The sequence below is a fragment of the Streptomyces sp. NPDC018964 genome (assembly GCF_044390325.1).
Classification (GTDB): domain Bacteria; phylum Actinomycetota; class Actinomycetes; order Streptomycetales; family Streptomycetaceae; genus Streptomyces.
Window position 1 is genome coordinate 19010 of record NZ_JBIRYZ010000026.1, and the last position, 21858, is coordinate 40867.

Below are 21858 nucleotides of genomic sequence, written 5' to 3' on the forward strand. Positions count from 1 at the left end.
ATGCCACAGCGCCCGGCGACGTCCATGACGTCATCGGGCACCGTGGCATGGTGATGTGCTGAGTGCTGAGAGTGCGCTGCTCGCTGCGGCCGGGAGCCGGCCGCGGGTGCGAGCCGCGACTCAGGGAGTCTCAGGAGGCGAGAACCTCGTCGAGCAGGGCTTCGGCCTTGTCCTCGTTGGTGTTCTCCGCGAGGGCGAGCTCGCTGACCAGGATCTGACGCGCCTTGGCGAGCATGCGCTTCTCACCGGCGGAGAGTCCGCGCTCGCGCTCACGACGCCACAGGTCACGCACGACTTCCGCGACCTTGATGACATCGCCCGAGGCGAGCTTCTCCAGATTTGCCTTGTAACGACGGGACCAGTTCGTGGGCTCCTCGGCGTACGGAGCGCGCAGCACCTCGAAGACCCGGTCCAACCCGTCCTGACCGACCACATCACGTACGCCGACGAACTCCGCATTGTCCGCTGGCACACGTACCGTCAGGTCACCCTGGGCGACCTTCAGCACCAAGTAGGTCTTGTCCACGCCTTTGATCTGGCGAGTTTCGATAGCCTCGATCAGCGCGGCCCCGTGATGGGGATAGACCACGGTGTCGCCAACCTTGAACGTCATGTGACAGGTACCCCTTCCGTGGCTATCCAGGGTAACACGGATACGGCGTCTTCTGAATGGCGTTTTCGCAGGTCAGGGCCATTCTCGGGGCTTGACAACAGCGACAGGGACGTGCTGCGGACACCTAGCGGAAGCGGGTATTCGCAGGTCGGAGCGGCTCTCCGGCTCGAGCGAAACGCGTACGTTACACGCATCCGGAGCCTCACACGAGCGGCTGAACATCCCCATATGTCCGGTTCCAAGTGCTCGACTTCCGCCACTCCGTTCGGCTCACGGAGCCGGGTTCCGGTCGAATCCGGAATTGATCACACGCCGTGAGGATGAGCAGCCGGTGATCAATTCCGGAGTCCTCCGCTCATTCCTTCGCGAGAAATGCTCGATCACTATGGGAATGGCACGGGAGTACGGCGTGAAAGTGACCCAAGTGACTGGTGAGTCACTTACGCCTCAAGGCACGGAGTAGGCCCGTTCCCGATCGTCGACGAGGCGGGCGACCGGGGCTTCGGACACTCCTTCCCGGGCCGATGCGGGACGTCTCGGGAGGGTCGGGTGCGGCCGCGCGGGGACGGCTCGGTAACCTGAGGCCGCTGACAGACCCTTAGGGCGGCTTCACCCGGTCGCCAAACGCTCGAGTCAAGGAGTTGCCGCCGCCGTGAGCAGCAGCCTTCGACGCGGCGCTCTCGCCGCCGCCGCCATCGCGTTCTCGATCGCCTCGCTCTCCGCGTGCGCGGCCGGCCACAACGCCCAGACCCTGGAGATCCAGCCGGACAACGCGTCGACGACCGTCGGCGCCATCAAGGTCCAGAACGCCACGGTCATCACCCAGCCCGACCTGGAGTCGACGGGCCCGGCGGTCGTCTCCGCCACGCTGTTCAACGAGGGCCGCACCGACCAGACGCTGGAGTCGGTCACCGTCCCCGGCACCGGCAAGACCGCCGAGCTGACCCCCGCCGAGGGCGGCAGCCTCACCGTCCCGGCCGGTGGCTCGCTGGTCCTCGGCGGCGAGGGCAACGCGGCCGCCGTTCTGCCCAGCAGCCGTGAGGCCGTCCAGGACGGCAACGCCCAGAAGATCACCTTCACCTTCAGCGAGACCGGTGACGTGAGCCTGCGCGCGCTCGTCTTCCCGGCCGAGCACTTCTTCGAGAAGTGGGGCCCGACCGAGGCTCCGGTCGCGCCGGGCGCCTCGACGGAACCGTCTGCGGACTCCTCGGCGGAGTCCTCCGGCGAACCGGCGGACGACACCACGGACGAGGCCACCGGCACCTCGGAGGACGGCGAGAACGCCGAGAACGGCGAGTCGACGGAGACCGACACCCCGTCGGGCACCCCGACCGACGCCGCCTCCGCAAGCGCCCAGACCAGCCACTGACACTCGTACGACACTGAAGGGCGGGACCCCGAACAGGGGGTCCCGCCCTTCAATGCGTCACGCCACCGTAGCTACGGCCAGTCGTGCCGCTGGAGCTGCGGCCAGTCGCGCCGCCGTAGCTGCGGGCAGTCGTGCCGCTGGGGCGGCACGGGTGGGCGCAGCGGCACCCCGCAAGCGCCGGGCAGCGCAACACCCCCCGCCCAGCCCCGGCACCGGCACCGGCACCGGCACCACGGGCCTACGGCTCGAACTTGTACCCCAGCCCCCGCACCGTCACCAGGTACCGCGGCGCCCCCGGATCCGGCTCGATCTTCGCCCGCAACCGCTTGACGTGCACGTCGAGCGTCTTGGTGTCACCGACGTAGTCGGCACCCCACACCCGGTCGATGAGCTGCATCCGCGTCAGCACCCGCCCCGCGTTCCGCAGCAGCATCTCCAGCAGGTCGAACTCCTTCAGCGGCAGGTCGACCTTGGTGCCGCCCACGGTCACCACGTGCCGGTCGACGTCCATCCGCACCGGCCCGGCCTCCAGGGCCGCCGGAGCGACCTCCTCCGGCTCCCCGCGCCGGCGCAGCACCGCGCGGATGCGCGCCACCAGCTCGCGCGAGGAGAACGGCTTGGTGACGTAGTCGTCGGCCCCTATCTCCAGGCCGACGACCTTGTCGATCTCGCTGTCCTTGGCGGTCACCATGATGACCGGGACGTTGGAGCGGCCGCGCAGCTGGCGGCACACCTCGGTGCCCGGCAGCCCGGGCAGCATCAGGTCGAGCAGTACGAGGTCGGCGCCGTTGCGCTCGAACTCGTCGAGTCCGTCGGGCCCGGTGGTCGCGACGGCGACCTCGAAGCCCTCCTTGCGGAGCATGTACGACAGGGCGTCGGAGAAGGACTCCTCGTCCTCGACGACGAGCACTCGGGTCACGGAAGGACCTCCGGGGAGGGAAGCGTTTCGTACGCGGATGGATCGGAAGAGTGGGGGGATGGGTGGGACGTCCGTCCGGCCTCGCCGTCGAGGTCCTCGGTGTCGTCCCGGTGGGACATCTGATGGGCGCGGTCGCGGGCCGCACCGGCCTCCGGCAGCCGCAGGGTGAAGGTGGAACCCTGGCCCTCGGCGCTCCACACCGTGACCTCCCCGCCGTGCGAGGCGGCCACGTGTTTCACGATCGCGAGGCCGAGCCCCGTACCGCCGGTGGCACGGGAGCGGGCCGGGTCGACGCGGTAGAAGCGCTCGAAGATGCGCTCCTTGTCCTTGTCGGAGATGCCGATGCCCTGGTCGGTCACCGCTATCTCGATCAGGTCCCCGCCGGGCTGGGCGACCGTGCGGGCCGCGATGCCCACGCGGGTGCGGGCGGGTGAGTAGTTGACCGCGTTCTCGACGAGGTTGCCGAGCGCGGCGGCGAGCTGGCCGCGGTTTCCCCACACGTGCAGGTCGGCGGTGCCGCCCGCGGCCATGGTGATCTCCTTCGTCCCCGCCGCGTGCCGGCAGCGGTCGATGGCCTCGGCGACCAGTTCGTCGACGCGGATGGGTTCGGCGTCCTCCAGCGGGTCGTCGTTCTGCACCCGGGAGAGGTCGATGAGTTCCTGCACCAGGTTGGTCAGCCGGGTCGCCTCGATCTGCATCCGCCCGGCGAACCGTTCCACGGCCTCGGGATCGTCGGCGGCGTCCATCACGGCCTCGGAGAGCAGCGAGAGCGCCCCGACGGGGGTCTTCAGCTCGTGGCTGACGTTGGCGACGAAGTCGCGTCGCACCGCCTCGATGCGGCGGGCCTCGGTGAGGTCCTCGACGAGCAGCAGGACGAGCCGGGAGCCGAGCGGCGCGACCCGCGCGGACACCGCGAGGGCCTCGCCGCGTCCGGTCCCCCGGCGGGGCAGGTCCAGCTCGACCTGGCGTATCTCGCCGTCGCGCCGGGTGTCGCGGGCCATCTGCAGCATGGGCTCCACGGCGAGCTTGCCGCCGCGCACCAGTCCGAGGGCGTACGCGGCGGAGCTGGCCTTGACCACGCCGTCGGCCTCGTCGAGGACGACGGCGGACGAGCGCAGTACGGACAGGACGGTGTCCACCCCCGGCGGAAGCACCGGGTCCGTGTGCAGCGAGGTGCGCGTGGGGCGCCGTTGCTCGCGCTCACTGAAGCGGAACGCCAGCATGGCGATGACGCCGGTGAGCACTCCGGCGATCGCTGCCACTGCGGCGACCGCCGCGTTCACGTCCATGCTCCCAGGTTAGGCATGGTGTGGCCGATGCCCACAGCCGTCGGTGGCCGAGCTCGAACACTCGTCGCCCAGAGTTCACCTTGGAGCCAGTGATGGTTCATTTGGGGTGACGGAATCGGACGCGTACGGGCCCGAACGTGGGAGCGTGGGGAGGAGACCAGGCCCCTGAAGCCCGGACAGAGACGCACGAGAGGAACCCTGATGCGGGACGCGTACCACGAGGAACTGGATTCGATCGGCGACGGTCTGGTGGAGATGGCCCGGCTGGTCGGGTCGGCGATCGGACGCGCCACGACGGCCATCCTCGACGCCGATCTGAAGCTTGCGGAGAGCGTGATCGAGGCCGACCAGAAGGTCGACGAGCTCCAGCACGACCTGGAGGCCCGGGCCATCGCCCTGCTGGCCCGCCAGCAGCCGGTGGCCACCGACCTGCGCATAGTCGTCACCTCGCTGCGGATGTCGGCCGACCTGGAGCGCTCGGGCGACCTGGCCCAGCACGTGGCGAAGCTGGCCCGGCTGCGCTACCCCGAGCGCGCGGTCCCGCAGGACCTGCACGCCACCATCCTGGAGATGGGCCAGCTCGCGCAGCGCCTGATGGCGAAGGCGGCCGAGGTGATCATCACCAAGGACGTCGACCTGGCGCTCCAGCTGGAGCAGGACGACGACGCGATGGACCTGCTGCACCGCACCCTCTTCCAGCACCTGATCGACGACCGCTGGAAGCACGGCATCGAGACGGCCGTCGACGTCACGCTGCTGGGCCGCTACTACGAGCGCTTCGCCGACCACGCGGTCTCGGTCGCCAAGCGGGTGGTGTACCTGGTCACCGGCGAGCACGCGGACGACATCCAGGCGGACCTGCAGCCGGAGATCCAGGCGGTCAAGGAGGCGGAAGAGGCCTGACCGGGGCGTACCCGCGCGACGGGGCCCGGCCGGAGGGCGTACGAGCCTCAATGCGCCGTTGATGCGCCCGGCGGAGCGGGCGTGGAATGGGGGCAGGTGTGCACAGGTGCCAGCCCCGAGGAGGGACCCATGGCCGATTCCCCCAGCACGACGCCCGACCCCACGCGGGAACACGAGACCGAGCAGCCCGCCGAGATCAGGAACCTCACCCTGATCGCCGCCTGCGGCTGCGGCTCGGGCTGCGGTTGCGGTTGCCAGTCGGGCAGCCCCTGCCAGTGCGGCTGACGCCGTACGCACCCGGCCCGCCACCGACCGAGGCCCCGGCGCCCTTGACGGGCGCCGGGGCCTCGGCGTGCCGGTGGGCGCGAAGCGGGCCGGCGCGTCCGCGAACGCACCGGTCACAAGGCCGACGGGATCCACGCGGTGACGCTGCCGATCCGGCCGGGAGGTTCGCGGAGGTCCGCATGCCCGCGGGGCCGGCGCTTCTCAGGAGGCACTGACCTCCGGGGCCTTCCCCACCACGACCGCTTCCTTCCCCGGAAGCCCGTCCGTCGGAAGCCCCTCCCCCGGAAGCCCTTCTCCAGGAAGTTCTTCTTCCGGAAGCCGCCGCATCAGCAGCCCGTACCCGAGCCCGGCCACCGTCCCGACGACGGCGCACGCCCCCCACAGCCACTCGGCGCCCCAGCGGTCGATCACGAAACCGGACATCAGCGGGGCGACGAGGGCGGCGACCGCCCAGGACATGGTGTACATGCCCTGGTAGCGCCCGCGCCCGTGCGCCGGGGAGAGGCGGACGACGAGTCCGGTCTGGGTCGGCGCGTTGACGATCTCGGCCAGCGTCCACACGCACACGGTGAGGGCGAAGACGCCGACCGACCCGGCGAAGGCGGTGAGCCCGAAGCCGTATCCGGCGAGCAGCGAGGAGATCACCAGCAGCCGTCCGGGGTCCCGGTGCTCGATGAACCGGGTGACGGGAATCTGCAGGACGACGATCAGTACGCCGTTGACGGCGATGGCCATGCCGTAGTCCGCGGGCGTGAACCCGGCCTCGCCCATGGCGACCGGCAGCCCCAGGTACCCCTGCTGGAAGACGAGGGCGATGAGGAAGGACAGCCCGACGACGCTCATGAAGCGCCCGTCGCGCAGCACGGTCCCGAGCGAGACGGCCCCGCTCCCCGCGGAGGCGTCCGGGGCGTCCTTGCCGTCCGGCCGGGACTCGGGCAGCTTCACGAAGACGAGCACGGCGCAGACCAGCGTCATGCCGCCCTCGATCAGGAACCCGGCGAGGTAGCTGTACTCGGCGATGAACCCGGCCGCCGCGGAGGAGACCGCGAAGCCGAGGTTGATGGCCCAGTAGTTGAGCGAGAAGGCCCGGATACGGTCCTCCGGCCGCACGATGTCGGCCATCATCGCCTGCACCGCCGGCCGGGAGGCGTTGGAGGCCATTCCCACGAGGAAGGCGACGGCGGCGATGCCGACCGGGTCGCGCACGAACCCGAGAGCCACCACGGACACGGCCGTGGAGACCTGCGCCACGAGCAGCGTGGGCCGCCGCCCCAGCCGGTCGGTCATCACCCCGGCGCCCAGCGACGAGATCACCCCGCCCAGCCCGTGCAGCGCGGCGACGAGCCCGGCGTAGGAGGCGGAGTACCCGCGGTCGAGCGTCAGGTAGAGCGCCATGAAGGTGGCGACGAACCCGCCGAGCCGGTTGACGAGGGTGCTGGCCCACAGCCACCAGAACTCACGGGGAAGCCCCGAGACGGACTCACGCGCGGCACGTCTCAGTCCGGTGACTGACATGGGACCCCCGTAGAAGATGTAAGCGTCTGATGCGGCAGGCACACCTTACGAAGCGAGAGACCCGGGTAGCCACCCGATTAACAGATCCCGTCAACCGTCCGCCAGGCGGGCGGGGCGCGCGGCCCGTACGGGACGTCGATTACGCTCGGACACATGGCCGACGCACCGTACAAGCTGATCCTCCTCCGCCACGGCGAGAGCGAGTGGAACGAGAAGAACCTGTTCACCGGCTGGGTGGACGTCAACCTCACCCCGAAGGGCGAGAAGGAGGCGACGCGCGGCGGCGAGCTGCTCAAGGACGCCGGCCTGCTGCCCGACGTGCTCCACACCTCCCTCCAGAAGCGCGCGATCCGCACCGCGCAGCTCGCGCTGGAGGCCGCCGACCGCCTGTGGATCCCGGTGAACCGCAGCTGGCGCCTGAACGAGCGTCACTACGGCGCCCTACAGGGCAAGGACAAGGCGCAGACCCTCGCGGAGTTCGGCGAGGAGCAGTTCATGCTGTGGCGCCGCTCCTACGACACCCCGCCGCCGGCGCTCGACAACGACGCCGAGTACTCCCAGTTCTCCGACCCGCGCTACGCGACCCTCCCGCCGGAGCTGCGCCCGCGGACGGAGTGCCTGAAGGACGTCGTCGTCCGGATGCTCCCGTACTGGTTCGACGCGATCGTCCCCGACCTCCTGGCCGACCGTACGGTCCTGGTCGCCGCCCACGGCAACAGCCTGCGCGCCCTGGTCAAGCACCTCGACGGCATCTCGGACGCCGACATCGCGGGCCTGAACATCCCGACGGGCATCCCGCTGTACTACGAGCTCGACTCGGACTTCAAGCCGGTCACCCCCGGCGGCAAGTACCTCGACCCGGAGGCGGCCGCCGCCGCCATCGAGGCGGTCAAGAACCAGGGCAAGAAGAAGTAAGCGCCCGCCTCAGTAAGCCCCCCTACCTGCGATTTCACGTCGGTGGGGGGCTTGCTTGTGGGCTGGGCCGTATCGCCCAAGGTTGTCGGAGAAGGGCCGAGTCGAGGGCTTCCAGCGCTCCGTCCAGACGGAGGGCCGGGTCGAAGACCTGATCCCCGCGTCATGAGGGCCAGGCGTCAGCCAGCTCGAAGGAGACGACCGTCCCCCCGAAACGGCTCGGTCCGGAGTGCCAGGAAGCGGCGATGGAGTCGACCAGGAGCAGCCCGCGCCCGTGCGCGTCGTCGGCCTCCGGTCTGCGGAGGCGCACGCTCGCCGGGAACCCCGGATTGTGCACCTCCACGCGCAGCGAGGTTCCCTCTCGGAACCACTCGACCCGTACGACCCACTCGTCGTCGGACCGCCCGTGGAGGATCGCGTTGGTCACCAGCTCCGAGATCATCAGAGCGCAGTCGTCGACCGAGCAGAGCGGGCGGTACGGGGCGATGAACTTCCGGAACCAGCGTCGCGCTCGGGGAACGGACTCCGGAACCGGCGGCAAGGTCATCGACCCGAGTCGCGGTGATCCCTCACCGGGGTGCCGGTCGATCACAAAGGCCATGCGCACTCACTCCTCACCGTTGCCACCGCGTCGGCGGCAGCACTGATCCCGGACGTCGAACCGTCTTGGTCGACACCTACGGAGATGGAACTTCTCTAGACATCAACAACCCTTTCGACGCCTCTCTAGAGATGTCAAGTGAAATGGTCGGAGTCCACCGGAAAGGAGACGCGTGCGACTACAGGCAGCGAGCGAACGCCCGATCTGTGGCCTAAGGTGTCTAGAGAAGCGAGGAGGGTTCTGGAATGGCGACTACCGACGACGACCGTCGGCCCAAGTACCAGCGGATCGCGGACTCCCTGCGCGAGGCGATCCGGTCGGGCGAGTACGGTCCCGGTGATCGGCTTCCGGGAGAGAACGACCTCATGACCACGCACGGCGTGGCCCGCATGACGGCCCGACAGGCCCTGAGCGTCCTCCGGGACGAAGGCATCGCCGAAGCCCGCAAGGGCGCAGGCGTGTTCGTCCGGGACTTCCGCCCGATCCGACGCCACGGCATCCAGCGTCTGGCCCGAGACCAGTGGGGCAACGGCCGTTCCATCTGGTCGGCGGACAGTGAGAACCGGGTACTTGAGGTCGACCAGGTCTCCGTGTCCGAGGAGACGGCGCCCGCCAGTGTCAGCACGGTCCTGAGCCTGGCCGACGGAGAGGTGACGTGCGTACGGCGCCGGCGCTTCGTCCTGGACGGCAAGCCAGTTCTGCTCGCGACCAGTTACCTCCCCATGTCCCTGGTCGCCGGTTCCGCCATCACCCAGGAGGACACCGGGCCGGGTGGGACGTACGCCAGGCTCGCCGAACTCGGTTACGAGCCGGCGCACTTCCGGGAGGAGATCCGCTCCCGCATGCCGTCGAAGGACGAGGCGACGCAGTTGAGCATGGCTACGGGCACGCCGGTCATCCTCATTTCCCGCACCGCGTTCACGGACCAGGGCCTCCCCGTCGAGGTCAACGAGATGACACTGGACGCCGCCTCGTACGTCCTGGAGTACGACTTCGACGCGAACCCGAAAGCCACGCCGTCCGACGTGCCGGAGCCCTTGACCAAGTCACCTCGGGACGAAGAGACCATGGGCTAAAGGCCGTCGCGCTCGGCCAGTGAGCCGTCAGGGCTCAGTGTGTAGAAGCGTGGCGGACCCATGGCTTCCACGGCTCTGCGCAGCTCCGCTTCCTGCTTGGCCGGGTCGGGCCCGTATGGGTCTCGCAGGTGGAATCGGTAGAGCTTGATGGCGTCCGCGTCGACGTCATCGCTCGGGACGGCCCTCCTGGATGAACCCGCAGAGCGCCCGCAGCGCGTCCTCGCCCAGTTCCAGAGGGTGGAAGGGGAGGGCGTACGGCTCTTCTTCGTCGCCGGGCCAGGGGACGATGTCCGCCGGGCGGTCGCCAGCCCAGTAGGGCAGTTCGAAGGGGAGGGGCTCGCCGATGTTCTCGATGATTCCGCTGTCCGGCGACAGGCTCAGGGAACGGACGAGGCGCCCGTCCTCCCACACGGCGAACGCCAGCCAGTCGACGACGCTGTGTATGGCGTGCAGGACGAGCCGTCGGTCGGCGCTCGCCGCCACGAGGTGTTCCGGGAGCTGGGAAGGGGCGTCGATCATCACTTCCTGATCGCCGATGACCTCCACGCCCGGCCAGCTCGCTGCGTACACCGTCCCTCTCGGCGGGTACACACCGTCCCAGAGGTTCGAGCCCCCGCACTGCTCGATCTCCCGGCCCGGGTAGAGCCGCCGCACCATGGCGACCGTTCGGTCAAGATCCGCCACCCCCACGCGCCGCAGCAATCCCGGCACGTCGCCGTCCGCGTACACCAGCAGTCCCGTCTTGGCTCCCACAGCCCCTCCCCAGAGCGTTACGCCTGATGGTGGGCGCACCCTAGCCGCGCGCACTGACAAGGCGACTCAACCCGCCTGCCCGGCTGAGCCGTCTCCGGGTCGTCTCAGGACGCTCGACGGCGGTCGATGACGATCGCCAGGCGCGCGAGCCCACCACTTTTGATCAGGGAGAACCCAGCTCCTCAAGATCTCCGGCAAGACTCGGAGCAAGAAGGGGCAAGCCGCCCCCTCCCGCTCCCGAGCTGCGGTTTCTTCGTGGGCGAGGGTTTCTTGCCGTGCCGGACGCCGGTCGTCCCGCCGGGGCGTCGGGGCGGGTGAGGAGACGGTGGACACGGCGGACGGGAGGGGGTGGGCGCATACTGGGGTCGGTGACGGGATCCGCCGCACCGAAGCGGCGCCTGCCCACCAGCCCCTTCAAGGCCCCGGTCATGTCGTCTCCCCGGCACTTCGCCGTGGGCGACCGGGTCACGCACGACGTGTACGGCCTCGGCCGGGTGAATCACCGCCGAGGGCGAAAACGCGGCGCTCGTGGGCTTCGGTTCGACGCGAACGCGGATCCTCAGCCCGTACGCGAAGACGACCAAGCCGTAGGACCACTGTGCCCGGCCACGGGACCTGTACCGAAAGAGAGACCTCTCATCGAACTGACCTCGCTGTTCTCCGCTCCGGAGGGGCGAACCCGCCGTTCCGTCGCAGCATCGCCGCCTCCGGCCACGAACCCCTTCTTGAGCCCGGACTTCGGGGAGGACGAGACCTTCGTGCCCGAGGACGCACACGATCCCGCCTCGGGCATGCGGGCGGCGCGGCCCCGGGCCGCTTGAGGCCGCGTTCCGCACGGTCCGTCCGGGTGGGCCGGTCTCGTGCCGGCCCACCCGGAGGGTGTGCGCGTGCCCGGTGACGACAGCTCCTACTCCGTGAAGTCGGACCAGACCGTCTGCTGGTTGCCCGACGCCGTGATGCCTCCGGAGTGGCCGCGCAGGCGGAGGTAGTCGGTGAAGAGGTCGGCGTGGCCGTCGCGGTCGGAGTCGCGCAGGCGGAGCCGTTCGCCGAAGGACTCGCCGGTTTCCAGGTTGCCCGGCACGCCCGAGCTGGCGCGGTCGAAGAACTGCGACTTGGATCCGGTGAGCCCCGAGGCGCTCCCGCGCAGGATGTGGACGGCGCCCGCGTCGGCGCGGCCGTCGATGTCCTCTCCGGGGGCGGCGACGGCGAGGTCCGGGTAGCCGTCGCGGTTGACGTCGCCCACGGAGATCCGGGCGCCGAAGCGGTCGCCGGACTCCATGCTGCCGGAGACGCCCGCGGTGTTCTGGTTGACGCGGGTGACGCTGCCGGGGCCGCTGGAGCCGCCGCGCCAGACGAGGACGCCGCCCGCGCCGTTGGCGTTGGGGTGTCCGAGGGCGATGTCCCCGTAGCCGTCCTTGTCGAAGTCGGCGATCCGGGCGTCGACCTCCCAGCTGGTGTCCTCACCGGTGCCCAGCTTGTAGGTCTTGCCCCGGGTGAGCGTGCTTCCGCCGCGGATGAACCAGGCGCCGGTGACGGTGTGTTCGGTGCCGTCCACTCCGCCGATGACCACGAGGTCGGAAGCCTTGTCCTTGGTGACCCGGCCGGCGGTCAGGTGCTCGGCGAACATCTTGTCGTTGGTGAGCTTGGTGACCTTGCCGCTGAAGCCGGACTTGGTGAGCGAGCCGACGTAGACGTGCGCGGTGTGGTCGTTGATCAGGGCCAGGTCGGGCTTGCCGTCGCCGTTGAAGTCACCGGTGGCGAGGTCGAGGCCCATCTGGCCGTACTTGCCCGGGGACTTGTTCGGGACGGTGGTGCCTCCGGACAGTCCCGACGCGGACCCCCAGATGATCGTGGCCCCGCCCTGCTCCTTGTTCTTGCCCACGTCCTCGCCGTAGACGCCGACGGCGAGGTCGGCGTATCCGTCGCGGTTGAAGTCGGCGGCCGCCATCGCGTGGCCGAAGCCGTCGTCCCACTCGTTGGCGCCGGGGATGCCCGCGCTGTTCTGCGTGATGTTCTGCTTGCGCCCGTTCGGTCCGGTGGCCGTGCCGTAGATGACGCCGACCGTTCCGGAGCCGTCCGAGCCCGCGTCGGTGACGCTCTCGCCGTACGCGTAGTCGCGGTAGCCGTCACCGTTGAAGTCGTCGGCGTACTTGGCGGGGGCCGCGGACGCGGTGGGGGCGGCGAGGAGCGGAGTGCAGAGCGCCGCCACGAGTGCGGAAGCGGCTGCGAGGGCGGTACGCGAGGAGGGCATGATTCTCCGAGGTCCGAGAAGCGTCCTGTGGACGGACGCTTGAACTGCGATCTTGGACGCGTACGGACCGTCGATGGTTATACACCAACAATGACCGCCTTCCCCTCACGGCGGCTCCGGTCCCGGCTCAGGCGAGCTCCCGGATCCCGACGGGGTCGTACGTGCCGTCGTGGAAGGTGAAGGGCTTCACCTCCGTCTCGTACACGTGGCGGATGTGGCCGCCGTAACCGCTGCTCACGACGTGAGGGGCTATCAACCGCAGGAACGCGTCGAGGTGGAGGACCAGGTCGTCGACCCAGTCCTTGCGGGCGAACAGCTCCCACTCGTACCGCTCCCCCGATGTCGTGAACTCCTGCACCGTACGGCGCAGGGAGGCGGTGTCGCCGCCGGGGAGGCGGCTGTGGTCGCCCGTGAGCAGCAGCGGGTAGGGGTGGTCGTCCGGGTCCCACGCGTCCGGGCAGTCGTCGTCCACGCCCATGTGCCAGCGCAGGGCCGCCAGTACCGGGGCCGGGGTGTCGTCGCGCAGGAAGCAGGAGAGGACGACCTCGTAGTGCTCGCTCATGGCGGCATTGTGGGGGACCCCACTGACATCGCCGCCGCCGAGGTCTCACAGCCCGTCCGCCACCGGTGCCGGACCTCGCTTTGCCGGATCGGCAAACGTGCTCGGACCCTCGGGGCGGCCTTCCGCATGATCGGGGTACGGAAGAGCACCGGGCCCGGAGGAGGGCGCATGTCGCAGCACGCCACGGAGATCATCCACCGGACGGTTCCCTCACCGGGAGGGCGGATCCACCTCGTGGAGCAGGGGAGCGGGCCGCTGGTGCTGCTCGTGCACGGGTTCCCGGAGTCCTGGTACTCCTGGCGCCACCAGTTGCCGGCCCTCGCCGCGGCGGGGTACCGCGCGGTCGCCGTCGACGTGCGCGGGTACGGGCGCTCCTCAAGGCCGGCCGCGCCGGACGCGTACCGGATGACGGCCCTGGTGGAGGACAACGTCGCGGTGGTGCGCGCCCTGGGCGAGGAGTCGGCCGTGGTCGTCGGGCACGACTGGGGCGCGAACATCGCCGCGAACTCCGCGCTGCTCGCGCCGGAGGTGTTCCGCGCGGTGGCCCTGCTGAGCGTCCCCTACGCCCCGCGCGGCGGTCCCCGGCCCCGTGACGTCTTCGCCGGGATGGGCGGCGACGAGGAGTTCTACGTGTCGTACTTCCAGGAGCCGGGCCGCGCCGAGGCGGAGATCGAGCCCGATGTACGGGGCTGGCTCGCGGGCTTCTACGCGGCGCTGTCCGCCGACACCATGCCCGCGCCCGGCGCTCCCGATCCGCACTTCGTCGGCAGGGGCGGGACCCTGCGCGAGCGGTTCCCCGCCGGCCGGCTGCCCGGCTGGCTGAGCGAGCGGGATCTCGACGTCCACGCCGGGGAGTTCGAGCGGACGGGGATGACCGGCGCGCTCAACCGCTACCGGAACATGGACCGCGACTGGGAGGACCTCGCCGCCCTCGACGGCGTCCCGATCACCCAGCCGTCCCTGTTCGTCGGCGGCCGCCTGGACGCCTCCACGACCTGGCTGGCCGACGCGATCGAGGCGTTCCCGGTCACGCTGCCGGGCCTGGTCTCCTCGCACCTGCTCGACGGCTGCGGCCACTGGGTCCAGCAGGAGCGCCCCGACGACGTCAACCGTCTCCTCACCGAATGGCTGGCGGCCGCCCTGACCGTGTCGTGACGGCTTGACACCCGCTCGACACCCCGCGGTTGGCGCCAGACCTCCGGGCCGCTTCCGGACTGAGGCGCTGGCACGTTCAGCGCGGCCCGGCTGCGGTCAGCCGCAGGTGCCGGCCCAGGCCGTACGGGTACCACCACGGGCTGTGCGCGCCGGCGTCGAGGTGGTCGATCGCGATCAGGGTGTCCGCCGCCGTCTTGCAGCGCGGGTGGCGGGTGGCGAAGGCGGCGACACGGGGGCGCTGGGTGGGGAGCCAGGCGGTGATGACCCCGGGGTCGCCGTCGTACCACCAGGTGAAGTCGAAGTCCTCCCAGAGCAGGTCGGTCGCCCAGGCGAAGGCGAGGCGGACCAGGCCGGCGTCCGCCGCCGGGCCGAGGAGGCCGGGGAGGGCGGCGAGGTGGTCCAGCCAGGGCCGCAGGCCGCCCGTCGCGTGGGCGATGCCCTCCACCAGGTCCGTGACGTCTCCCGCGGGCCGGCCGTCGGTCAGGGCGACGGCCAGCAGCGCGCGGAACGCCCGCTCCACCGCAGCGCGTTCGGGCGCGGGCCAGTCGGCCAGGGCGGCACCGTAGACGGCCAGGTGGCCGATCTCCAGGTCCGGGTCGTTGCCCTCCTCGCCTCCCGGGCCCCAGTGGCGCAGGGCGCGCGGCATGAGGCGGCGCCACAGGACGGGATACTGGTCCTCCTCCCAGTGGTCGACGGTCTCCCGCAGGAAGTGGCCGAGGACGTCGTCCGGTACGGCGGCGGGGTCGCCGCCGAGCAGGACCAGATCCGACTCCGGGGTGCAGTACGTGCAACCGTCCACCGGGCGGTCGAGTGCGGGGGGCGACGCGAAGACGCGGTCGGCTTCGGCGAGGGCCTGGCGCCACATCGCGTACGGATCGACGTCACGGGGATCGGACATGTCGGCCTGCCACGGGGACTCCGCACAGGGTGCCTGGCGAAGAGCGCGACATTACCAGCCGCGGGTCCTCCCGGTCCTCCGGCCCTCATGCCTCATGACGCGATCAGCGGAGTCGAGGCAGTGGAGCAGGGGCAGGGTCCGGGCCCCGCACAAGCCGTCGCTGCTGCCGTACGCCCTCGGCCGGTGGACCGGACCTCGCCCGCCTGTCCGCTCCACCACCTGGCCGGTGTCTCACGGGTGCATCCGCGCGCCCTTGAGGACCTTGTCCACCGCGTTCCTCGGGCCGTGGACCGACAGGCCCACCAGGTCCAGGTCCGCCGTGCCGACGGCGCGGACCGCCGCGCGGTTGGCCTCGTCGTGGCCCGTGGCGAACAGGTCGGAGGTGAAGACCGCGCGGGGCAGGGCGCGGGTCAGGGCGCGCGCGTGGGCCGCCTTCAGCACCTCCTTCGTGCCCTGGAAGACCAGGACCGGCTGGCGGAACATCGGCAGGTACGGCACGCCGTCCGCGTCCTCGTAGGGTGCGCCGACCAGTTCGGGGAGCCGGGTGCCCAGGCCGCTGACCAGGAACGCGGTGACGTTGAGGCGCTGCCAGGGCTCCAGGTCCTCGCGCAGCAGTACGGCGATCTTCGTGTCGAAGCGAGTGCTCATGCAGGGAGACTGCCGTCCTGGTCCCGTGCGCGTCTTGTACGTTGTTTGCATGGCCGCAGACCGCCCCGAGCGGGCCGTTTCCGCCTGGCGGCCCCGTGTTCCGGGCGTCGTCGAGGTGTTCCACGCCCGCTTCACCGAGTACGCCTACCCGATGCACGTCCACGACGCCTGGACGCTGCTCATCGTCGACGACGGGGCCGTACGGTACGACCTCGACCGGCACGAGCACGGCACCCCGCACGACACCGTGTCCCTGCTGCCGCCGCACGTCCCCCACAACGGGGCCCCCGCCACCCCCGGCGGCTTCCGGAAACGGGTGCTCTACCTCGACACCGGTCATCTCCCCGACGGTCTCATCGGGGCCGCCGTCGACCGGCCCGATCTGCGCGACCCCCTGTTGCGGCGGCGCGTGGGGCAGGTGCACTCCGCGCTCGTGCGGCCGGGGGACGAGCTGGAGGCCGAGAGCAGGCTGGCGTTGGTCGGGGAGCGGCTGCGGGAGCACCTGCGGTCCCGGGAGGTCCGCGACGCGCCCCGGCGGGACCCGGTGCTCGCGCGGCGGCTGCGGGAGCTGCTCGACGAGCGGGTCGTGGACGGTGTGAGCCTGGCGGAGGCCGGCGGGACGCTGTCCGCCCATCCCGCGCACCTGGTACGGGCGTTCAGCGGTGCGTACGGGATCGCACCGCACCAGTACCTGATGTCCCGCCGGGTGGGCCGTGCCCGGCGGCTGCTCCTGGAGGGACGGCCGCCGGGCGAGGTCGCCGTCGCCACCGGCTTCTACGACCAGGCGCACCTCACCCGGCACTTCCGCAGGCTGGTCGGGGTCACGCCGGGGCGTTACCGCGCGGAAGGCCGGTAGCCCCGCGCGGAGGCCGATGACCCCGCGCGGAGGGCCGGTGCCCCCGCGTGGAGGCGGGTCACCGGTCCCGCATGGGTCACTTCACGTCGACGTAGTCGCCCGCCGCCGTCGCGCCGCCCGTCGTGGACGTCTCGCCGAAGGTCCAGCGCCAGTAGCCGTCGGTGGTGGCCTTCACGGTGGTCTTCAGGGAGCCCGTGGAGTTCGCCCGTACGGTCTTGACGGTCGTGTAGGTGCTGGTGCCCGCCTTGCGGAACTGGAGCTTGGCCAGCTTGTCGGGGTAGCCGACGTACGCCTCCCTGCCCCAGTCGGCGCGGGTCAGCTTGCCCGTCACGGTGAGCGTCTTGTTCTTGACGACCGGTTCCGGCGAGGCGTTGACGGTGACCCGCGCGGCGCGCTTGACCTGGACCGTGCCGAGGCCGGTCAGGTTCTCCTCGGCCTTGAGCTTGGTCTCGGAGCCCGGGGCCCAGAGGCGGATGTTGGCCGCGATCTTCCAGGTGGTGGCGTCCTTGGTGGAGTCCAGGGTCCAGCGGGGGTCGATGTAGAGCTCGCCCTCGACGTTCGCCGAGCGGGGGGTGTCGTCGTAGTAGATGACATGGGCGGTGCGGATGCCGCTCTCCACGCCCTTGGCGGCCGTGGTGTCGTGGTACAGGTACGGGAACGCGGTGACGTCGCCGGACGAGTACCCCGCGGGCCAGGTCATGCGGAAGCTGAGGCTGGGGTACTTCTCCTCGGAGATGCCCACGATGATGGGCTTGCCCTTGTTGACGACCACGTTCGACACGGTGACGCCGGTGTCGGCCGCCTGGGCGGGTGTCGCGGTGCACACCCCGAGGGCGAGCGCTCCGGTGAGCGCGGCCATGAGGGCGGATCTGCCTGTGCGCATGCACGTCCTCTTCATGCACGGGACCCCTGAGACCGGGGTCCGGATCGCGGCAGGTTAACAGTCCGCTCCCGCACGTCCGTTCGGCACCCCTGTCGTGACCTGCGCGGTCGTCACCCGTCCGAGGGGCGTTGCAGCAGGTGGGTGAACGCGTCCAGGTTGCGGGTGGACTCGCCGCGCGACACCCGCCAGTCGTACTCCTTGCGGATCGCCGAGGCGAAACCGAGCTCCAGGAGGGTGTTGAAGCTGCCGTCGGCGGCGTCCAGGACCTGGCCGAGGAGGCGGTCGAGTTCCTCCGCGGTGACGGCGGAAAGGGGGAGGCGGCCGGTGACGTAGACGTCGCCGAGCGGGTCGACGGCGTAACTCACGCCGAAGAGCTTGAGGTTGCGCTCCAGGAGCCAGCGGTGGACGGCCGCCTCGTTCTCGTCGGGGTGGCGGATGACGAAGGCGTTCAGGGAGAGCGTGTGCCGGCCGGCGATCAGGGACACGGTCGTGGAGAGCTTGCGGGTGCCGGGGAGCTTCACCACGTAGTTGCCGGGCGCGGGGCTCTCCCACTCCAGCTCGGCGTCCTTCAGGACGCCCTCGATGACCCGCGCTGCCTCCGTCGCCTTGTCAGCCATGGTGCGAGCGTACGTGACGGCGGTGGGCCTGGGTCGCGGCCGTGTAGACGTCGGCGGTGGCCGCGGCGGAGGTGTCCCAGCCGAAGGCCTGGGCGTGCCGGGCGGCGGCCTCGCCCATGCGTTCGGCGAGGTGCGGGTGGTCGGCGAAGTCGCGCAGCACGCGTGCGTAGGCGTCGGGGTCGTGGCCCTGGACGAGGAAGCCGGTGTGCCCGTCGCGCACGGCCACCGGGAGGCCGCCGACCGCCGCCGCGAGCACCGGGGTGCCGGTGGCCTGCGCCTCTATGGCGACCAGTCCGAAGGACTCGCTGTAGGAGGGCATGACGAGTACGGACGCCGCGCGGAACCAGTCCGCGAGCTGTTCCTGCCCGACGGGCGGGCAGAACCGCACGACGTCCGCGATGCCGAGCCGCGCGGCGAGCTTCTGCAGCCCTTCCGGCTTGGCGAGGCCGCTGCCGCTGGGGCCGCCGACGACGGGGACGCAGATGCGGGAGCGCAGCTCGGGACGCTCGCCGAGCAGGGCGGCCACCGCGCGCAGGAGCACGTCGGGTGCCTTGAGGGGCTGGATGCGGCCCGCGAAGAGGGGGATCAGGGCGTCCTGCGGCAGGCCGAGGCGGGCCCGCGCGGCGGCGCGGCCGTCGGCCGGGCGGAAGCGGGTCAGGTTGACTCCGGGGTGGACGACGGCGACCTTGCCGGGGTCGGCGGCGTAGTGCCGTACGAGTTCGCCGGCCTCCTCGGTGGTGTTGGCGATGAGCCGGTCGGCGGCGGCGACGATCTGGGTCTCGCCGATGACGCGGGCGGCGGGCTCGGGCGTGTCGCCGTCGGCCAGGTTGGCGTTCTTGACCTTGGCCATGGTGTGCATGGCGTGCACCAGGGGCACGCCCCAGCGCTGGGCGGCGAGCCAGCCGACGTGGCCGGAGAGCCAGTAGTGGGAGTGGACCAGGTCGTAGTGGCCGGGGCGGTGGTGGGCCCAGGCCTGCATCACGCCGTGGGTGAAGGCGCACAGCTGGGCCGGGAGGTCCTCCTTGGCGAGGCCTTCGTAGGGGCCCGCGTCGACGTGCCGGACGAGGACGCCGGGGGCGAGTTCGACGGTGGGCGGGAGGGCGGCGGCGGTCGCGCGGGTGAAGATCTCGACCTCGATGTTGATCGCGGCGAGGCGTTGCGCGAGCTCCACGATGTAGACGTTCATGCCGCCCGCGTCGCCGGTGCCCGGCTGGTGGAGCGGGGAGGTGTGCACGGAGAGCATCGCCACGCGGCGGGGCCTGCGGTGCAGCCGCAGCCGCGGGGACGCGGTGGGGTAGCGCCGCCCGAGCCTCGCGGTGTACTGGCTCACGTGGCGTTCCTCCTCGCTGCGGGCACGGCTGTCGGAGGGTGTGCGTCCCTCGGCGGGGTCAACGTCCGAAAGCCGCGTCCCCATTTCCGGACGACGTCCCCGGTTCACGTTTTTGCCGAATCATTACCATACGTCGCTCAACCGTTCGAAAGTGGGCCGCGTCACCCACACCGGCACCGCTTCCGGGTACCCGCATACTCGTCCCCATGACAGTCCGCGTCCCCGCCCTCCCCCGCCCCCGGCCCGGCTCGAGCGGGAGGAACCCCGTCGTGGGCACGGTGACGCGCGGGACGACCAACCCCAACCGGCTGCGCCGCATGGACCGCTGGATCACGGCCACGCACGGCGCGGAACTGCGCCGCGCCGCCGATCCCGTCGCCGTCGACCTCGGCTACGGCGCGGCCCCCTGGACGGCGGTCGAACTGCTGCACCGGCTGCGCGCCGTGGCGCCCCGCGCGCGCGTGGCGGGCGTCGAGATCGAACCGGCCCGGGTCGCGGCGGCACGGCCGTACGAGCGCGAGGGACTGACCTTCCTCCGCGGCGGCTTCGAGGTCCCGGTCCCCGGGCGGCCGGTGCTGGTCCGCGCGGCGAACGTGCTGCGCCAGTACGACGAGGCCGAGGTCGCCGCCGTGTGGCGGCGGCTGTGCGCGCGGCTCGCCCCCGCCGACCCGGCGACCGGCTCGCGCGGCGGGCTGCTGGTCGAGGGGACCTGCGACGAGATCGGACGCCGGCACGTCTGGGTCGCCCTCGGCCCCGAAGGGCCGCGCACGGTCACCTTCGCGACCCGCCTCGGCTCCCTGGAGCGCCCCTCCGACCTGGCGGAACGCCTGCCGAAGGCGCTCATCCACCGCAACATGCCGGGCGAGCCGGTGCACGCCTTCCTGCGCGACTTCGACCGCGCCTGGGCCGCCGCAGCGCCCTACGCCTCGTACGGCGCGCGGCAGCGCTGGATCCGGGCGGTGCGGGACCTCACCGCCGACTGGCCGGTGGCGGACGGGCCGGGGCGGTGGCGGCAGGGGGAAGTGACGGTGCGGTGGGAGGCGTTGGCGCCCGGGCGTTGACGCCCTGGCGGTGAACCTCTCGTGACGGCTCGGGGTGGCAGGAACGATCTCCGTGAGCCGTTCGTCACACTGACGGGACGAGCGCCATGCCGGGGAATGCCGGGAAGGGAGAAACGGGAAGCACTCCCCCTGTCGTTTCACGCGCCGGCGTGGCAGCATCCCCGGATGAGGGGATGTTACTGACGGTTAATCAAGCGGGGGTAGCGGTCATGGGAACGGGCAAGCGCGGGTTGCTCACGGCGGCGGTGGCCGTGGTCTGCGCGGTCACCGTACTGGCGGTGCCCGGTACGGCGTTCGCGGCTCCCGCTCCCCCGCCGTCCCCCGGTACGACCGCGAGCGTCACCGTGGTCGCCGACGAGGACCTCGAGATCGTCCGCGAGAAGCTCGACGAGCTCTACCGCGCGGCGGCCGTCGCCACCGACGAGTACAACGCCGCCGAGGAGAAGGCCCGGCAGCAGTCCTCCCAGATCGTCCGGCTGGCGAAGAAGATCGTCGAGGGCCGGGAGAGACTCAAGGAGCTGAAGGCCCGCGCGGGCGCCGCGGCCGCCGCCCAGTACCGCGGTGGCGGGCTCCCGCCCGAGGCCCACCTGGTGCTGAGCGACGACCCGCAGGACTTCCTCGACGGCGCGGGCCGGGTGCGCCAGGGCGAGCACGCCACCAGAGGCATGCTCGGGGAGATGACCCGCACCCAGCAGGACCTGGAGCAGTACGCGCAGGACGCCGAAGCGCAGATGAAGAAGCTCGAGTCGGGCCGCAAGGCCAAGGCCGCGGCGCAGAAGAAGATCGAGAAGCGGATCGAGGCGGCCGAGAAGCTCGAGTCCCAGCTGGAGGAGGAGGAGAAGGAGCGCCTGGCCCGGCTGGAGCGGCAGGCCGCCGCCGAGGCGCAGGCCACCTGGCTGGGCTCCGGCATCCTCGACGAGATCAGGGGCGAGGCGACGAAGCAGGGCGAGAAGGCCGTCGCGTACGCCACCGCGCAGATCGGGAAGCCGTACCAGTGGGGAGCCGAGGGGCCGGAGACGTACGACTGCTCCGGACTGACCTCACAGGCCTGGATCGCGGCCGGGCGGAGCATGCCGCGTACGTCGCAGGCGCAGTGGCAGCAGTTGAAGCGCGTCGACATCGAGGACATGCGGCCCGGTGACCTCGTCATCTACTTCGGCGACGCCAGCCACGTGGGGATGTACGTCGGGGACGGCATGATGGTGCACGCCCCGCGCCCGGGGCGGACGGTGACGCTCGCGGGGGCCGGATCGATGCCGATCCTCGGGGTGGTACGGCCGGACGCGGACACGGACTGAACGGCGCGCCCCGAGGCGGCCACGAACGCGGGCCGAGCAGCACGCCCGAGGCGGACGCGGACTG

Annotated in this window: 22 protein-coding genes and 2 pseudogenes; 11 read left to right on the forward strand and 13 right to left on the reverse strand. The window is 71.2% G+C overall.

Annotated elements, in window-relative coordinates:
• Nucleotides 1–130 precede the first annotated feature (130 nt).
• Nucleotides 131–613 (reverse strand): CarD family transcriptional regulator, encoded by a 483-nt coding sequence (locus tag ACH5AO_RS31000; RefSeq protein WP_003953493.1) that lies wholly within the window; start codon nt 611–613, stop codon nt 131–133.
• 652 nt (nt 614–1265) lie between these two features.
• Here ACH5AO_RS31000 and ACH5AO_RS31005 point away from each other — a divergent pair.
• A complete protein-coding gene (locus ACH5AO_RS31005) occupies nt 1266–1982 on the forward strand; it encodes a DUF461 domain-containing protein (protein ID WP_398930428.1) in 717 nt (238 codons plus the stop codon).
• Nucleotides 1983–2220: 238 nt separating this feature from the next.
• Here the strand turns inward: ACH5AO_RS31005 and ACH5AO_RS31010 are convergent, their stop codons facing one another.
• Both ACH5AO_RS31010 and ACH5AO_RS31015 read right to left on the reverse strand, forming a co-directional pair.
• The gene (locus ACH5AO_RS31010) at nt 2221–2901 is read right to left on the reverse strand and encodes a response regulator transcription factor (protein WP_030829297.1); all 681 of its coding nucleotides are present in this window, start codon (nt 2899–2901) and stop codon (nt 2221–2223) included.
• Nucleotides 2898–4190, reverse strand: a complete 1293-nt coding sequence (locus ACH5AO_RS31015; RefSeq protein ID WP_398930429.1) for a sensor histidine kinase — start codon at nt 4188–4190, stop codon at nt 2898–2900. The genes ACH5AO_RS31010 and ACH5AO_RS31015 overlap by 4 nt, the downstream gene beginning before the upstream one ends.
• Nucleotides 4191–4391: 201 nt before the next feature.
• On the opposite strand from ACH5AO_RS31015, the gene phoU reads away from it, so the two are divergent.
• Nucleotides 4392–5093, forward strand: a complete 702-nt coding sequence (gene phoU / locus ACH5AO_RS31020) for a phosphate signaling complex protein PhoU (protein WP_398930431.1) — start codon at nt 4392–4394, stop codon at nt 5091–5093.
• A 129-nt stretch (nt 5094–5222) separates the two neighbouring features.
• Nucleotides 5223–5378: a hypothetical protein gene (locus tag ACH5AO_RS31025; protein ID WP_398930433.1), complete on the forward strand. Its 156-nt coding sequence runs from the start codon at nt 5223–5225 to the stop codon at nt 5376–5378.
• A gap of 201 nt (nt 5379–5579) precedes the next feature.
• On the opposite strand, the gene ACH5AO_RS31030 is transcribed toward ACH5AO_RS31025, so the two are convergent.
• The gene (locus tag ACH5AO_RS31030; RefSeq protein WP_398930435.1) at nt 5580–6893 is read right to left on the reverse strand and encodes an MDR family MFS transporter; all 1314 of its coding nucleotides are present in this window, start codon (nt 6891–6893) and stop codon (nt 5580–5582) included.
• A gap of 153 nt (nt 6894–7046) precedes the next feature.
• Between ACH5AO_RS31030 and ACH5AO_RS31035 the strand changes: the two genes are divergently transcribed.
• A complete protein-coding gene (locus ACH5AO_RS31035) occupies nt 7047–7808 on the forward strand; it encodes a phosphoglyceromutase (protein ID WP_398930437.1) in 762 nt (253 codons plus the stop codon).
• A 160-nt stretch (nt 7809–7968) separates the two neighbouring features.
• On the opposite strand, the gene ACH5AO_RS31040 is transcribed toward ACH5AO_RS31035, so the two are convergent.
• On the reverse strand, nt 7969–8406 hold the full coding sequence (locus tag ACH5AO_RS31040) for an ATP-binding protein (protein WP_398930439.1): 438 nt from the start codon (nt 8404–8406) through the stop codon (nt 7969–7971).
• A gap of 245 nt (nt 8407–8651) precedes the next feature.
• On the opposite strand from ACH5AO_RS31040, the gene ACH5AO_RS31045 reads away from it, so the two are divergent.
• Nucleotides 8652–9482: a GntR family transcriptional regulator gene (locus ACH5AO_RS31045; RefSeq protein ID WP_398930441.1), complete on the forward strand. Its 831-nt coding sequence runs from the start codon at nt 8652–8654 to the stop codon at nt 9480–9482.
• Nucleotides 9483–9647: 165 nt separating this feature from the next.
• Here ACH5AO_RS31045 and ACH5AO_RS31050 read toward each other — a convergent pair whose 3' ends face one another.
• A complete protein-coding gene (locus ACH5AO_RS31050) occupies nt 9648–10235 on the reverse strand; it encodes a DUF6928 family protein (protein WP_398930443.1) in 588 nt (195 codons plus the stop codon).
• Nucleotides 10236–10603: 368 nt separating this feature from the next.
• Here ACH5AO_RS31050 and ACH5AO_RS31055 point away from each other — a divergent pair.
• A pseudogene (locus ACH5AO_RS31055) lies at nt 10604–10826 on the forward strand (hypothetical protein).
• Between the two features lie 316 nt (nt 10827–11142).
• Here ACH5AO_RS31055 and ACH5AO_RS31060 read toward each other — a convergent pair.
• Together ACH5AO_RS31060 and ACH5AO_RS31065 are read right to left on the reverse strand one after the other, a co-directional pair.
• Entirely contained in the window at nt 11143–12486 is a 1344-nt protein-coding gene (locus ACH5AO_RS31060; protein WP_398930445.1) for a hypothetical protein, read from the reverse strand.
• 127 nt (nt 12487–12613) lie between these two features.
• Entirely contained in the window at nt 12614–13048 is a 435-nt protein-coding gene (locus ACH5AO_RS31065; protein ID WP_398930447.1) for a hypothetical protein, read from the reverse strand.
• A gap of 168 nt (nt 13049–13216) precedes the next feature.
• On the opposite strand from ACH5AO_RS31065, the gene ACH5AO_RS31070 reads away from it, so the two are divergent.
• Nucleotides 13217–14203 (forward strand): alpha/beta fold hydrolase, encoded by a 987-nt coding sequence (locus ACH5AO_RS31070; RefSeq protein WP_398930449.1) that lies wholly within the window; start codon nt 13217–13219, stop codon nt 14201–14203.
• A gap of 76 nt (nt 14204–14279) precedes the next feature.
• Here the strand turns inward: ACH5AO_RS31070 and ACH5AO_RS31075 are convergent, their stop codons facing one another.
• Nucleotides 14280–15101 (reverse strand): hypothetical protein, encoded by an 822-nt coding sequence (locus ACH5AO_RS31075; RefSeq protein ID WP_398930451.1) that lies wholly within the window; start codon nt 15099–15101, stop codon nt 14280–14282.
• Between the two features lie 94 nt (nt 15102–15195).
• On the opposite strand from ACH5AO_RS31075, the pseudogene ACH5AO_RS31080 reads away from it, so the two are divergent.
• Nucleotides 15196–15288 (forward strand): annotated as a pseudogene (locus tag ACH5AO_RS31080) (restriction endonuclease); the annotation flags it as partial.
• 44 nt (nt 15289–15332) lie between these two features.
• Here the strand turns inward: ACH5AO_RS31080 and ACH5AO_RS31085 are convergent.
• Nucleotides 15333–15800, reverse strand: a complete 468-nt coding sequence (locus ACH5AO_RS31085; protein ID WP_398930453.1) for a DUF2000 family protein — start codon at nt 15798–15800, stop codon at nt 15333–15335.
• On the opposite strand from ACH5AO_RS31085, the gene ACH5AO_RS31090 reads away from it, so the two are divergent.
• A complete protein-coding gene (locus ACH5AO_RS31090; protein ID WP_398930455.1) occupies nt 15799–16605 on the forward strand; it encodes a helix-turn-helix domain-containing protein in 807 nt (268 codons plus the stop codon). The genes ACH5AO_RS31085 and ACH5AO_RS31090 overlap by 2 nt on opposite strands.
• Before the next feature lie 76 nt (nt 16606–16681).
• Here the strand turns inward: ACH5AO_RS31090 and ACH5AO_RS31095 are convergent, their stop codons facing one another.
• The 3 genes from ACH5AO_RS31095 to mshA form a co-directional block, all read right to left on the reverse strand.
• Nucleotides 16682–17488, reverse strand: coding sequence for a hypothetical protein (locus ACH5AO_RS31095; RefSeq protein WP_398930457.1), 807 nt, complete (start codon nt 17486–17488; stop codon nt 16682–16684).
• A 110-nt stretch (nt 17489–17598) separates the two neighbouring features.
• A complete protein-coding gene (locus tag ACH5AO_RS31100; RefSeq protein ID WP_398930459.1) occupies nt 17599–18105 on the reverse strand; it encodes a YbjN domain-containing protein in 507 nt (168 codons plus the stop codon).
• Nucleotides 18098–19435 carry a D-inositol-3-phosphate glycosyltransferase gene (gene mshA / locus ACH5AO_RS31105; RefSeq protein WP_398930461.1) on the reverse strand — a complete coding sequence of 446 codons (1338 nt, stop codon included), beginning with the start codon at nt 19433–19435 and terminating at the stop codon, nt 18098–18100. The genes ACH5AO_RS31100 and mshA overlap by 8 nt, the downstream gene beginning before the upstream one ends.
• A 269-nt stretch (nt 19436–19704) precedes the next feature.
• Here mshA and ACH5AO_RS31110 point away from each other — a divergent pair, with 269 nt between their 5' ends.
• Together ACH5AO_RS31110 and ACH5AO_RS31115 are read left to right on the forward strand one after the other, a co-directional pair.
• Nucleotides 19705–20496, forward strand: a complete 792-nt coding sequence (locus ACH5AO_RS31110) for a class I SAM-dependent methyltransferase (protein WP_398930620.1) — start codon at nt 19705–19707, stop codon at nt 20494–20496.
• A 209-nt stretch (nt 20497–20705) separates the two neighbouring features.
• Nucleotides 20706–21794, forward strand: coding sequence for a C40 family peptidase (locus ACH5AO_RS31115; RefSeq protein ID WP_398930462.1), 1089 nt, complete (start codon nt 20706–20708; stop codon nt 21792–21794).
• Nucleotides 21795–21858 lie beyond the last annotated feature (64 nt).